Origin of the sequence: Modicisalibacter coralii, assembly GCF_004117855.1 — a bacterium.
Lineage (GTDB): Bacteria > Pseudomonadota > Gammaproteobacteria > Pseudomonadales > Halomonadaceae > Modicisalibacter > Modicisalibacter coralii.
Window position 1 is genome coordinate 1 of the sequence record NZ_QWBW01000034.1, and the last position, 12,278, is coordinate 12,278.

At 59.4% G+C, this 12,278-nt stretch carries 20 protein-coding genes; 2 read left to right on the forward strand and 18 right to left on the reverse strand.

Features of this window, described 5'->3' with window-relative positions; translation table 11 throughout:
* Nucleotides 1-346: 346 nt before the first annotated feature.
* Nucleotides 347-1,597, forward strand: a complete 1,251-nt coding sequence (locus tag D0901_RS16890; protein ID WP_129141471.1) for a tyrosine-type recombinase/integrase — start codon at nt 347-349, stop codon at nt 1,595-1,597.
* On the opposite strand, the gene D0901_RS16895 is transcribed toward D0901_RS16890, so the two are convergent.
* The 3 genes from D0901_RS16895 to D0901_RS16905 all read right to left on the reverse strand — a co-directional run bounded on the left by D0901_RS16895 (nt 1,584) and on the right by D0901_RS16905 (nt 2,814).
* Nucleotides 1,584-1,802 carry a helix-turn-helix transcriptional regulator gene (locus D0901_RS16895; protein ID WP_129141472.1) on the reverse strand — a complete coding sequence of 73 codons (219 nt, stop codon included), beginning with the start codon at nt 1,800-1,802 and terminating at the stop codon, nt 1,584-1,586. The genes D0901_RS16890 and D0901_RS16895 overlap by 14 nt on opposite strands.
* A 9-nt stretch (nt 1,803-1,811) precedes the next feature.
* Entirely contained in the window at nt 1,812-2,189 is a 378-nt protein-coding gene (locus D0901_RS16900; protein ID WP_129141473.1) for a hypothetical protein, read from the reverse strand.
* A gap of 265 nt (nt 2,190-2,454) precedes the next feature.
* Nucleotides 2,455-2,814, reverse strand: coding sequence for a hypothetical protein (locus tag D0901_RS16905; RefSeq protein WP_129141474.1), 360 nt, complete (start codon nt 2,812-2,814; stop codon nt 2,455-2,457).
* Between the two features lie 218 nt (nt 2,815-3,032).
* Here D0901_RS16905 and D0901_RS16910 point away from each other — a divergent pair, with 218 nt between their 5' ends.
* On the forward strand, nt 3,033-4,178 hold the full coding sequence (locus D0901_RS16910) for an RNA-guided endonuclease InsQ/TnpB family protein (protein ID WP_129141475.1): 1,146 nt from the start codon (nt 3,033-3,035) through the stop codon (nt 4,176-4,178).
* 34 nt (nt 4,179-4,212) lie between these two features.
* Here D0901_RS16910 and D0901_RS16915 read toward each other — a convergent pair whose 3' ends face one another.
* The 15 genes from D0901_RS16915 to D0901_RS16980 all read right to left on the reverse strand — a co-directional run bounded on the left by D0901_RS16915 (nt 4,213) and on the right by D0901_RS16980 (nt 12,276).
* Complete coding sequence (locus tag D0901_RS16915; RefSeq protein ID WP_129141476.1) at nt 4,213-4,542, reverse strand: hypothetical protein; 330 nt, start codon at nt 4,540-4,542, stop codon at nt 4,213-4,215.
* Nucleotides 4,543-4,850: 308 nt separating this feature from the next.
* On the reverse strand, nt 4,851-5,225 hold the full coding sequence (locus tag D0901_RS16920; RefSeq protein ID WP_129141477.1) for a hypothetical protein: 375 nt from the start codon (nt 5,223-5,225) through the stop codon (nt 4,851-4,853).
* Nucleotides 5,203-5,586, reverse strand: a complete 384-nt coding sequence (locus D0901_RS16925; RefSeq protein ID WP_129141478.1) for a hypothetical protein — start codon at nt 5,584-5,586, stop codon at nt 5,203-5,205. Before D0901_RS16925 ends, D0901_RS16920 begins: the two co-directional genes overlap by 23 nt.
* Before the next feature lie 329 nt (nt 5,587-5,915).
* Nucleotides 5,916-6,095, reverse strand: a complete 180-nt coding sequence (locus D0901_RS16930; RefSeq protein WP_129141479.1) for a hypothetical protein — start codon at nt 6,093-6,095, stop codon at nt 5,916-5,918.
* Nucleotides 6,095-6,646, reverse strand: a complete 552-nt coding sequence (locus D0901_RS16935; protein ID WP_129141480.1) for a dCTP deaminase — start codon at nt 6,644-6,646, stop codon at nt 6,095-6,097. The genes D0901_RS16930 and D0901_RS16935 overlap by 1 nt, the downstream gene beginning before the upstream one ends.
* Nucleotides 6,646-7,059 carry a hypothetical protein gene (locus tag D0901_RS16940; RefSeq protein WP_129141481.1) on the reverse strand — a complete coding sequence of 138 codons (414 nt, stop codon included), beginning with the start codon at nt 7,057-7,059 and terminating at the stop codon, nt 6,646-6,648. Before D0901_RS16940 ends, D0901_RS16935 begins: the two co-directional genes overlap by 1 nt.
* 88 nt (nt 7,060-7,147) lie before the next feature.
* A complete protein-coding gene (locus D0901_RS16945) occupies nt 7,148-7,450 on the reverse strand; it encodes a hypothetical protein (protein ID WP_129141482.1) in 303 nt (100 codons plus the stop codon).
* Between the two features lie 246 nt (nt 7,451-7,696).
* The gene (locus D0901_RS21310) at nt 7,697-7,987 is read right to left on the reverse strand and encodes a dATP/dGTP diphosphohydrolase domain-containing protein (protein ID WP_425256191.1); all 291 of its coding nucleotides are present in this window, start codon (nt 7,985-7,987) and stop codon (nt 7,697-7,699) included.
* The gene (locus D0901_RS21440) at nt 7,887-8,504 is read right to left on the reverse strand and encodes an endonuclease domain-containing protein (RefSeq protein ID WP_129141484.1); all 618 of its coding nucleotides are present in this window, start codon (nt 8,502-8,504) and stop codon (nt 7,887-7,889) included. Before D0901_RS21440 ends, D0901_RS21310 begins: the two co-directional genes overlap by 101 nt.
* A gap of 166 nt (nt 8,505-8,670) precedes the next feature.
* The gene (locus D0901_RS16960; RefSeq protein ID WP_129141485.1) at nt 8,671-9,495 is read right to left on the reverse strand and encodes a DUF4942 domain-containing protein; all 825 of its coding nucleotides are present in this window, start codon (nt 9,493-9,495) and stop codon (nt 8,671-8,673) included.
* 175 nt (nt 9,496-9,670) lie between these two features.
* Entirely contained in the window at nt 9,671-9,919 is a 249-nt protein-coding gene (locus D0901_RS16965; RefSeq protein ID WP_129141486.1) for a hypothetical protein, read from the reverse strand.
* Nucleotides 9,920-10,043: 124 nt separating this feature from the next.
* The gene (locus tag D0901_RS20935) at nt 10,044-10,202 is read right to left on the reverse strand and encodes a hypothetical protein (RefSeq protein WP_162500892.1); all 159 of its coding nucleotides are present in this window, start codon (nt 10,200-10,202) and stop codon (nt 10,044-10,046) included.
* A 63-nt stretch (nt 10,203-10,265) separates the two neighbouring features.
* Entirely contained in the window at nt 10,266-10,679 is a 414-nt protein-coding gene (locus D0901_RS16970; protein ID WP_129141487.1) for a GcrA family cell cycle regulator, read from the reverse strand.
* Nucleotides 10,679-11,455 (reverse strand): recombination protein RecT, encoded by a 777-nt coding sequence (recT, locus tag D0901_RS16975; RefSeq protein ID WP_129141488.1) that lies wholly within the window; start codon nt 11,453-11,455, stop codon nt 10,679-10,681. The genes D0901_RS16970 and recT overlap by 1 nt, the downstream gene beginning before the upstream one ends.
* The gene (locus tag D0901_RS16980) at nt 11,452-12,276 is read right to left on the reverse strand and encodes a PD-(D/E)XK nuclease-like domain-containing protein (RefSeq protein ID WP_129141489.1); all 825 of its coding nucleotides are present in this window, start codon (nt 12,274-12,276) and stop codon (nt 11,452-11,454) included. The genes recT and D0901_RS16980 overlap by 4 nt, the downstream gene beginning before the upstream one ends.
* Nucleotides 12,277-12,278 lie beyond the last annotated feature (2 nt).

Here is a 12,278-nt window from a genome sequence, read left to right on the forward strand (position 1 = left end):
CGTTGCCCGCTCCATTTTACGGTTCACTCAAGTTTGCTCCTCATCGCCACCCCGCATCAAGCCTTGATTCCTCGCCTTTTTCCTGTTCATTCGTGTTCGCCGGTTGGCGTGCGTATGGTAGCCACGGCTGTATGGGGTCGTGTATGTTGGCTTTCCCAGCCACCCGTTGCCCGCTCCATTTTACGGTTCACTCAAGTTTGCTCCTCATCGCCACCCCGCATCAAGCCTTGATTCCTCGCCTTTTTCCTGTTCATTCGTGTTCGCCGGTTGGCGTGCGTATGGTAGCCACGGCTGTATGGGGTCGTGTATGTTGGCTTTCCCAGCCACCGACACCATACACCGACGCATGAAACGCAAAGCCATCAAGCGCCGCCCGCTGGCGGATACCGTGCTGTCCACCCTGGAGCCCGAGGAACGCGAGTACCGCGAATCCTACGGCATGGATCGCCTCTACTTCGTGGTCAGCCCGTCCGGCCGCAAGCGCTGGGAAGTGCGCTACAAGAAACCGTCGAACGGCAAATGGGCCTGGATGGGCGTGGGTAGCTACCCCGACACGACGGCCAAGGCGGCTCGCCGGTCGGCGATGGATGTTGCCGAACTGGTCGCCGAGGGGATCGACCCCGTCCAGCATCGCAAGATGGAGCGCGAAGGCGTCGAAGCGACGTTCGAGCAGACGACGCGCGAGTGGTATCAGCACAAGGTCGCCTCGGGGCTCGCCGAAGGCACGTTGATTCAGGTGCGTCGCTGGATGAAGAACGATGCCCTGCCCCACTTGGGCCGGCTGCCCATCGCCAAAGTGACGCGGGCCGATTGCGCCAAGCTCCAGACGTTCATCGAGGCACGCGGATCATTCGAGGTGGCCGACAAGAGCCGCGCCTGGCTCAATCAGATATTCGGCTATGCCATCGCCCTGGGGCGCACTGACAACAACCCGGCATCGAATCTGGCGGACATCGCGGCCAAGCCGCCCGAGGTGGAGCACTACCCGCACCTACTGGAGCAGGAGCTTCCTCACTTCCTACAGCAGCTCAGGAAGACCACCGGCGGTCCTGTAGTGAAGACGGCAGCATGGATGGTCGTCAGGACTGCGTCGCGCCCTGGCATGGTCAGGTGGGCAGAGTGGAGCGAGATCGACCTGAAGGAAGGTCTGTGGACCGTCCCGGGCGAGAAGATGAAGATGCGACGCGACCACATCGTGCCGCTGTCGCCTCAAGTGGTGGAGATGTTGGAAGCGCTGGCCCCGATTACCGGGCATTCGCGCTACCTGTTCGCGGGCGGGGGCGCCAAGGTGCCAGTGATCTCCGACATGGCGATCAACTCCCTGTTTCGACGCGCTGGCTACAAGCGGCGCATGACCGGGCATGGATCTCGCCATACCGCGAAGACCCTGCTATCCGAGCATGGTTGGCCGAAAGCCTGGACAGAGATGCAACTGGCACACAAGCCGCCTGGATTGGAGGGGACGTACAACAAGGCCGCGTATCTGAATCAGCGGCGGGTGATGATGGGATGGTACTGTGACTATCTGGACGCGCTGGAGTCGGGCATGACCGAGGAGCAGAAGCAATCCTTCGCCGAGCGCGTCATGCACCGCTAGCCTGCCGGCGCATCCACTCCTCAAGATCCGATTCGACCCATCTCAGGGTGGCATGGCGCCCAGTCCCGTTGCCGATATTGATCGGCTTGGGAAACGTCGGGTCTTGCATGCGCAGCTCGTAAATTTTCGTGCGCTTGTATCCGGTGCGCTCCATGATGTCTCGCATCGTGAGCCAGCGTACCGGCTTATCTACTGCATGATTCATCACGCCTCCTCAATACAGGTTCTCAATGCCTGTCGGGATGCCTGCATCTTCCGCCACCGACTCAAAAGCGAAACATGGCACCCGGTATCCTTCGGCTTTAAGCTCTCGCATCTTCGCCAGCAGCTCTTCGGCGTCATGGATGTGGAACGTCTCTCCGTCTGCACTCAGTCCGATTGGCACGCGCTCAGCCCGGCTCACATACTCCATTTGCTTAGCGTGCGCTTCTGCAAAGCTTCCATCCTTGAGGGATTCCTGCGTCAGCTTCGCTCTTGGCACGTCTCCGGCAACTCGGTTCTTGGCGACATGCAGCATGTAGACGCCATCGAATCCCTCGTAAATGTAGAGATCGCAACGCCAATCATTGCTGCTGAATCTGCAAAAGCTCATCCCATCCTCCCAACAAAAAAGGCGCCTCAGCGCCTGTGTTATCTCCCGGCCCAATCTCTCAGCCGTTGCTTAATCGTTCGCTTAATCGTTCGCCGTCGCCTATTGGCCAGCGCGTACTCATAGAATAGATCGCAGCAGTCGAAATACGCCGCCTTGGGGTTGTCTCCATGACCGCAAAGCACCTCGCCATGCTTCAGCGGCCAGACGTAGCATTGCCATCGTAGCTGGCCGGCAACGCTGACCTCACGTAGCCTTGGTTTGTGCATCATTCACCCTCCATCTCTTTCGCCAGCCCTGACGCCGTCCTCGACACCAGCAGGCATGCCGTGGCAAGGCAAAGGGACTGAAGCGTCGGCAGCGTCCACGCCCATCCATGAACGATCCAGTTCGCCAAAGCGGCGGCTCCTGATACCAGCGCAGCGACGAACACGATGGCCTCAAGCCTTTTGATCATCCTGAGATTTTTTACCCGGATTTTCACATCGCCACCCTCACTTGCATGTGTGATAACTGCGCCGTCACCCGCATGGCGACATGACCCCTTTGGCTCGTAACGTGCCACCCGCCGCATGACCGGCACGCGTAAATCGACATGCACGGCTTGCCGAATGCCGAGCAACTGCACATCGCAGCGGCCCGGGCTTCCTCCTCCGTGCTATATCGCAGCTTGGCGAGACAGCGCGGCTCGTCACGATAGCGGTGGGTGTTCATCAATTTTGCGCGAGATACCCCGTACTTTTAGTGCGGGGAGGGATAGCGCGTCGTCCGCAGGACGACCCTGTTCTCGCTGCCTCCTTCTCAGGTAGTTGCTATCTTCACATTTTAGGGCATATGATGTGAGCTATGACGAAACGCGCCTATAAATACCGCTTCTACCCAACGTCTGAACAAGCGCAACTTCTTGCTCAGACGTTCGGTTGTGTGCGTTTTGTCTACAACGCGGTGCTGCGCTGGCGTACTGACGCCTTCTACAAAGAGAAGGTCAGGGTTGGTTACGTCGCCGCCAACGCCCGCTTGACGGCCATGAAGAAAGACGCTGACCTGTCGTTTCTGAATGACGTATCTTGCGTCCCGCTTCAACAGGCGCTTAGGCATCAGCAGACGGCCTTCAAGAACTTCTTCGAGGGCCGCGCTCGCTACCCGAACTTCAAGAGCAAGCGGCACCGCCAGTCGGCGGAGTTCACTCGCTCGGCTTTCAAATACCGGGATGGTCAGCTGTTTCTTGCCAAGTGCAAGGAGCCTCTGTCGATCCGCTGGAGCCGTGAACTGCCCAGCGATCCGACGACCGTCACTGTTTCCAAGGACTCGGCAGGCCGATACTTCGTCAGCTGCCTGTGCGAGTTCGATCCCGAGACGCTTCCCGTCACCTCGAAGATGGTGGGCATCGATCTCGGCCTGAAAGACCTGTTCGTCACCAGCGACGGACATCGAATCGGCAATCCCCGTCATACGGCGAAATACGCTACTCGTCTGGCCAAGGCACAGCGACGGCTGAGCAAGAAGCGGCTCGGCTCCGCTAACCGTGCCAAGGCCAAGAAACGAGTGGCACGTATTCACGCCAAGATCTCCGATTGCCGAATGGATCTCTTGCACAAGCTGTCCCGCAGGCTGATTAACGAGAACCAAGTAGTCTGCGTCGAATCCCTGAAAGTGAAGAACATGCTCCGCAATCCAACCCTGAGTAAGGCCATAAGCGATGCCGGCTGGGGTGAGTTCGTGCGCCAGTTGGAATACAAGGCGCAGTGGGCAGGGAGACAGTTGGTCAAGATCGACCAGTGGTATCCCAGCACCAAGCGCTGCTCGAATTGCGGACACATTAAAGACGCGCTTCCGCTGAGCGTCCGCGTCTGGATCTGCCCCGCCTGCGGGGTCAACCACGACCGTGACATCAACGCTGCGCGTAATATCAAAGCCGCCGGGCTGGCGGTGTTAGCCCTTGGAGAGAATGTCAGTGGCATGGAGCAAGTCTCCGTGTCCAGTTCTCGGTGAATTGGGAATCCCCGTCCTTTAGGTCGGGGAGCAGTCAAGTGTCCTCCTCTGCCATAGCGGCGGCAGCACGTACGATCGCGCGGCGGAAACCAGTGATGTCGTATTCATCGCAGATGGGGCAAGCGTTGAACGACATGTCCCCGACAACAGTGATGATCGGTTCACCTAGTTCGTTCTCGCCGCGATGGGTGTCGAGCTTCATGTCGTGCAACAGTCGAAACGCATCGCCGTCGTCTGCAAGTGGGTTCCATACCTCGAAACACCCATACTCATCTGTCCTTCCAACACCCCGCCACACGACATGATATTTACCATCTATGCCGGCAGCCCGCGCCGCCTTCTCCAGCAGTTCCTTGTCGTCCATCGCTCACCTCACAAATTGGTATCGCCCGTCAACCACGCTTGCTTTCTGTCGCTTCGCCACATCGCTATGGCTCTGCGCCGGCATTGTCGCCGCAATTTGCTTGTCCATACCACGCGACACTCGACCGTAATACGTGCCATCCGGGATGCCGTTCTTTCGCGCCATTAGCAGCCAGGGATTGATGGGGCGGTACTGGCCACGAAAGCGCCGATCGCTGTCATCCGGGCAAAACAAAGGCGCCGATTTCAGGGCGCCTATGGGTCGGTCGTTGTGGTGAATTAGTGCCATCATCACCCCCTTTTGTACGTTTACCCAGGCAGCCTGCCGGTCTGCCTCAAAGTCCTGATCCGCGCCTGGATCACGTTCTGGTAACGCCCAAGCTCTTGCGCCACCTCCGGCCACGTATAGCCTTGGTGCCTCATCCGAAGCGCCTTACTGATTTCCCAATCATCAAAGTGGCGCTTATGCTTGACTGGCTTTCTGAGTGCGTCATAGACGCTCATACCGCTCTCTCGTCGGCGCGAGAAAGTCGATAGCTGAATGCCGGCCTGATCGCAGATGTCTTGCCAGCACATGACAATCCATTGGCGCTGTTTCGGCTTCTCGTCGTGGTCGTCACCGTCGATGATGGGCGCGGCCTTGATCGCCCCAATCGGCCGGTCACTCTTGTGCAGTAGGCTCATGGGTGGCTCCTTCGGCCTGGCGGCGGTATCCGTCACGCAGGACAAGTAACTCTAAACGATCATCCCTGTCGATTATCTCCGGCAGCAGTTCGTCCAGCACCTCCGCCTTCATCCGCGCATCGCGCTTGGCGAGGGAGGTTTCGGGCATGTCGTCCTCGTCTCTGTCCGAGAGCCAATCGAGAAATGCGTCCGCCTCTTTCTGACAGCCGAAATAGCCGCGCTCGTCTCGCTCGTAGTGCCACAACTTCGCAAGAGCAATGCCATGGCGCCACTCCTCCATATACGCCGCCAGCGCGTCCCTCTCAGCCTTTACCTTCTCCAACTCCTTGAGGGCATCCGTATACTTCTGATCCATTGCCATCACTCACCTCCGCTCAGTTCTTCTTCTTCCCGGTGGAACTCCATACATTCATAGCCCCTAGGCATTGCCCAATAAGGGCATGGATACTCCTCCTCACTCACCACCCGCACCGGCCTACCGAATTGCTCGCAAAGGTGTCCGATCATCACGTTCTTCGCCTCGAGTCGCCCGTGATCCGGGCATTCGTAGGTCACCATCGCTTTGCTCCAGTTCTCTCTCGAATTGTTCGCTCGCATCGCTGGCGTTACCTGACACGCGGCAGAGCGCGAGCATGAACAGGTAGGCCAGGGCGAACCAGCATAGGATTACGGGGTAAAACCAGATCGAAGTCATGACGCCTCCTGTCGCTTGGTCAGCAGATCCATCAGCCGCATGTTCTCAATCTCCAGATACGCCAGCTTCCGCTCTGCGCTGGCCAGCATCGCCCTGAGCGCCAAGTTGTCGTTGCGCAGCTCGTGAATGATCAGCGCCTCGCACTGCGGCCCTTCCATGCCTTGGTCGGTTGCCATCACCTCACCCCCTTAGATGCCTCAACTGTCTTGCTTTGGTTGTATTGGCCGCGCACCGCATAGCTCGCGCTTTCCGGTACTGGCTGCCCTCGCCAGAACACCATCTGACCGCACTTGTCACCGGGCTTAAGAACGAGCGAATGGAAGGTCAAGCAGTTGACCAACTCCAGCGTAAGCGCGCTGCCGTGCCACGTCGGGTCAGCCCATCCCGCGAAAAGATGCTGCAGCCCAGCCCTGGCAAGGCTGCTCTTGAGCATGTAGTGGCCGGCGATGTCGTTTGGAAGGTGGAAAATCTGCTGAGTGGCAGCAAGCGCGAACTCGCCCGGATGCAAGACGAGTTGCCCCGTCCTTTTACTCATTGCCGGCGTCTGCTTTTCGCCAAGGTGTACCAGCCTCGTGAGGCGATTGTCGTTCTCAGGTAGTGACTCCTTCAGGAATCCATCGGCCAGCGTCAGATCGATGCTCGCCCCGTTGATCTGATCCGGCTCCACGCCCTCAATCGCCCCGCTTTCGACCAGTGCGACCAGCTCGTTATGCGTCAGTAGCGACATCATTCCTCCACGTATTTCTCGACGGTGTAGACGTGACTGTCGCCGTGCTGTTGAGACTGAGTCCCGTCACTGAATAACCGATACTCGGCGGGTAGGGTTGCGATATGCTCCATTACGATTTCGCGCTGTTCATCCTTGCCCGAAAGAGACTTAGCCCGGCGACACTCAACTCGCTCCCTGATCACCTTCATACCCAGCTTGCTGCGATCATCTTCGTGAGTGAATCGGTTGACGGGCGCTTTCACTGCACCAAGGCCGGTCAGGCATCGCATAAAGTCTGCCAGCGGCATCTCAAACTCGACGATAGGTAGCCGCGATGATTCGTCATCGATACTGACTACAATCACTTCCTCGTCTCTGGCCCCGCCTTGTGGGCGAGAGATCGTCACTGAAACCTGCTTCGGTGTACTCATACTTCCTCCGGGTAAAGAAAAACCGGCACTTGGCCGGCTGCGTTGATGCGACTGATCTCGGTGTCGCGTTCCCAGTAGGTGGCGGTGATCATCGGGGTCGCGGCGAGTGCTTGATGAATGACTCGATCACGTCATAGATCACGGCGTCGTCTTCAATAGCGCCATCGAAAACTTCGTCGACAATCTCACCAACAACCGATGGCGAGAAAGTTTCAGGGACGCAATGCCAACCTTCTTCATCAGGCTCCGGTATGCGATCGCCTATCTCTTCAAACCAATCATCATCGGCCCAGCCGCCAAAAATGCGCCAATCACCATCACCCTGATGAAAAGCGGGCTCCCATTCGCCATCAACCCTGGTCCAGTAATATCCCGCTACTCGCTCACTCATACCGACTCCCGTATCACATACCGTGGCAAACCTGTCTCATTCACCCGCTGTATCGCCCCGCGCTGTAGCCAGTCGTCTATCGCTGCGCCTGCCATGTCTCCCGCGCCCTTGCTGTGATACTGCGGCCACAGCGCCGTGATCGCTGCTGTCAGGTGGCGCTTATTGAAGGGCTTGGGCATATCGAACAGAAGATTGATCTGGCGGGCGGGGTGAAGGGTGAGGCGACATTGGCGGGTGCGTATCGGCTCAAGTCGGACCATCGCTTTCCTCCCGCAATGCCAGTTCGAGCCGGAACAGAATGCAGCAAGCCGCATGCGCCAAGTGATGCTCGCTTGTCTCTGGATCGCGCGTCTCTCCGCGAGAGAGTGCCAGGTCGTGGCGAATTCCTGCCGCCTGATACCGTCGCTGCGCATCTTCGACGTGTTGCCAGTTGCCGTCACCCGGCTTCGTGATCGTCACTATCTCTCCATGGCTGGTAAGGCGCAGTTTCTGCACTGCGCAAGTAGGCGAGTGCCTTTTCAAGACCTGCAATATCATCTCCCAAGAGTCCAAGTCCTTTGTTGCATCGGTGGCATATGAGCCCTCGGAACCGCCCCGTTGCATGGTCATGGTCGATGTCAAATCCTCGCCCGGAATCCCCGCCACATATCCCGCATCGATTCCCTTGCTGCTCAAGGATTCGTACCTCGTCTTCGATGGTGAGTCCGAATCGCAGCAGAGAGGCTTCCCGATCCCGGAGTTTGTCCCGTTGCTTAACTCGTCCTTGTGAGTAGTACTGGCGCTTCTGGGCAACCTTTCGCTCTGCGTTGAGTTCTGTCCAGCGCAAGCTATTGCGGCGCTGCCGCTCTGCATACTCAGGGTTGCGGGCTTTGAGTTTCTTGTCGTAGCAGGATTTGCATAATCCGTGCGCTCGTCGAAGTCGGTCTGGGTGGCACGTGGCGCGCTCTGCTTTAGGGTACTGCTCTGCGTAACACTCGAAGCACATACCTTTGGCGGCATGCCGTCTGTCGGGATGACACTTTGCCTTTTTGTGGTTCTCGCGCACGTACACCATTGCCTAACCTCCTGGGCTAATTCTTCCTTCGTGCAAGATCGCGTCGCTGAGTACTTGATCGCACCGCTGGTCAGGACGCGGCCGATTGCTTCCAGTGCGAGCGGCATGTCGGTAACCATCAGGTCCATACGCGGCTTGTCGGTGTCGAATTTCATTCCAGTGTTACTCATCCTGCCCTTCTCCCGTTTGCCAGCGTCGCCCCGTAGTGCTCGGCAATGATCTCGTTTATCCGGTCAATCAGCGCTTCGTCGTTGATCCAGATATGCAGGTTGCCGTTTCGGAACCAGCGCAGAGTCAACGGCCCGCTGTCTATCTCGCTATCTCCGGCACGCTTAGCCCGGTCAACGACATTGCTCAGCTTATCTTCGGGCTGATCGCTTCCCTCGATCAGTGCAATGACCCGTTGCAGGTCGTCTACCTGATCGTCCGCGTGCCGGTAGAAATTCCAGCCGCAATACTCGGAGAACGCGTGTTCGATGATGAGCCGCTTACCGACCTTGAATGGGTCATGGCTGCGATAGTTGCCCGACAGGCTGGCGAACAGCTCAACGACGCCTCTCCGCCATGTCTTGTGGCGATTGCCAAACAGCTCCGTGAACGTCCCGATGACCGACTCCCGATTCAGCGGCGGTGGGTCTTTGCTGAGCTGCTCATAGTAGGCGTCCTTGTCCTGTTTGCTCATGAGCTGAGAGAGCTGCGATGCCTTGAGCAGATATAGCCATCCTTCCTTGTCGAAATCATTCATGCAGCGCTTGACCAGCTTCTCACGACCGTCCGGCTTGTTGACGCCGTACCAGTCGCTCGACCTAAGCTCGGCAGCCAGACCGATTCCTCGCACCCTGCCATCCTGGCGGGGCGTCAGGTCGTTGGCCTCAGCGATCATCTCCACTGCTCTGGTGAGCAGGTCTTGCGCTCTCTCGCGATTCTCCAGCAGCTTGTCGAGTTCACTGGTGGGCGGGGATAGTCCACGAGTATCCGTGCTGAGGTTCATGCAACCTCCGATAAAATGACGATCAAGAAATAACCTGTTGATTCGAATAGTCTTTGCCGCGACATGGCGGCGCCAATCAAAAGTCGGTCAAGAAAAACCCCGCTCGATGGCGGGGATCAGTCCAGAAGATTTGCAGCGCCGCTATGAAGCGGCGCGGGCGTCCGAAGAAAGAGGGTTAGAAGCTCATCGCTTCCAGCTTGGCAAGCTGCTTCTTGACCGATTTAATCTTGCGCTGTCGCATGTCCTCAGCTGCTGCGATGGCGCTTTCACGGTCGCGGTGCCAGTGCTTTGCCGGCACATGGTCCATAAACGAATCTGGGCTGGGTCGGAAAAAAAGGGCTCCGCTGTCAGTAACCGAGTCATCGGGCACATCATACTCACGGATTCCTGCAGTCATTGAATAACTGGTGATCCACACTTTCATGCTGTTCTCCTGATATGCTTCGCGCACTCGTAACACGTCGGGTACGTGCATCGGTGCGCATTGACTTGCCACGGCATCGCCAGAATGGCGAAGGCGGCGAGGAATTGGCGGCGGGGCATGCGCATCAGCCGTCTGTAGCTTCGATTGATGCGTGGCAGCGATATACTCGGCCCGATGGCGCGATGTGAGTGAAGGTGAATTCAACTTCATCCTGGTCGCTGCCATTCGAGACTTCTTCGTCAAGGGCGTCGGCTTCCTCCTGCAGACACAGCTCGATATTCATAGTCATCTCCGAATCGAAAAGCCCCTCCGACTGGCAGGGCCTCGTGATGGGTGAGGGTGGGTATCAGGCAGCCGCCTTACGCCGCGCCGCGTTGCGCCGGCACACGGCAGCCATGCGCAGCCGCTTGTTCTGAATGGCGCGGTCGCGCAAGTAGCGGTCCTGGCCGACCCGGGTGTAAATGGCGGTCTGGCAGATGCGGTAGCCCAGCGCCTTGAGGTGCTTGGTCGCCTGCGGCACCGTCATCAGCCGGGTCTCGATGCAGTCCTCAAGGATGCGGTCGATCTCCGGCCAGTCGCGGCGCTTCTGGTGGCCCTGGCGATCAGGGTGGGTCAGCCCGATGCGCTGGGCTGTGCCCTGAACGCTCATCCGCTCCCGCCCCATGCGCTCGGCGACCTGCGCATAAGAAAGGCCCTCGTTGATGAGGGCCTCGAGCGTGTCGTATTCCTGGCGGGACCAGGGTCGATATTTGCGGGGCATCACTCCGGCTCCTGATAGCTGAACTCGCCGTCGAAGACGTTGTTGTCCTGCACGCCGGCCTCGGCCTGCTCGTCCAGGCTAACGGCCTTCTGCATCTCGACGCTGACCGGCAGGTACTTGAACAGCCGTCGGATGGCGGTCTTCTTGGCCATCTCCTCGTAGTGGTCGCGCCACGGCCCGGAGTTGCCGGCCTTGGACTGCTGTCGGATCGCGTCCACGTCTTCCTTCCACATGACCTCGATCTGATGGCCACCGCCGGTCAGCTTGGCCACGGCGTAGACCGCGATCATCGGGCCGCGCTGTCCGCGGGCTGGGACGTGCCGCAGCTTCTCATCCAGCCCGTACTCGAACTCGAAGTCGTCATTCTCGTGGACCGTGTGCGCCTGCAGCGACACCATCTGGCCGGAACGGCGGGCGAGGTCGATCATGCCGCGATAGCCGATGATGAACTGGGCCTGGTCCTTGTAGGGCACGAGGTAGGCGTGGCCCAGGGCGCCGCCCAGCTCAAGGCCGAGCTGCGCCGACTGGATGATGGAGCCGAACAAGCTCATCGGATCGCACTTGCCCAGTGCCGGGGTCTTGTTGACCTCGGTCAGCGCGATGCGCGAGATGCGGTCGGGGGTGATGTGCTTGGGCAGGGCCCGGGCGATCTGCCCGGTAAACCGGTCGTCCTTGAGCATGCCCTGGATGGTGGTGGGCATGGGCTTGCGCTGGCTGTGCTGCTGGAGCTGCTTGCCGAGGTCTTCCTGCGGCTCGGCGGTGGCTTGATCGGTCATGATGCCTCCTTTGCCCACCAGGGCAGTGATAGGGTTTCGATGCCGGGCCACTCGCCGGTGTCCATGCACCGGGCGTAGGTGGCCATGTCGGCGAGGTAGTCGTTGCGACCGCTGCGCTTGGCATCTTCGTCCAGGCAGAAGATCCGCACCGGGTAGCGCCCGCAGTCGATCGACGTGCTGACCACGATGAACAGGAAGCCGGCCGGCGCCTCGCCGAAGTGGGCGGCGTAGCCGTCGCTGTAGAAGGCGTCCTGAACGTGGTAGCGGTAGTCGTAGAAGCTGCGGTGGAATTTCTTTAGATCGGCGGTCGTCTTGAGATCGACGATCCAGCCGTACTGGCTGAGTGTCTTGTCGGGCCGGCAGCGGGCCAGGTGGCCGGTGCTGGCCTCGTTCCAGTAGATGCTGGCCTCGACGTCGCCCCGGGCCTCGATGAGCTGCCGGGCGAAGGGGTGGGCCATGACGCTGTCGCGGATCAGGTGCGCCTTGCGGCCCTCGGCGTGCGTCAGCACCGTGCGCTCGCCGGCCTGCTCCTCGAACGCGGCCCAGGCCTCCTTGCCGGCCTTGGTGTTGCGCGGCGCGTCCGGCCCGATGGCGTACTCTTCGCCGAACCGGTGCGGCTCGAGAACCAGCGCGTGGCAGGCGTCGCCCATGTCGAGCGCCTTGGTTTTCTCCTCGTCCTCCGGCGCCAGGCGCGACCACTGCAGCAGCGCCGGGCACTGGTGGAGCAGGTCGAGCTGCGTTTTCGAGACGCCCGGCCCGCCGTGGTATTCGTCATTCGGCATGGCCGGGTAGTAGCCGGGCTTTACCGTGTTCCCGTCCATCG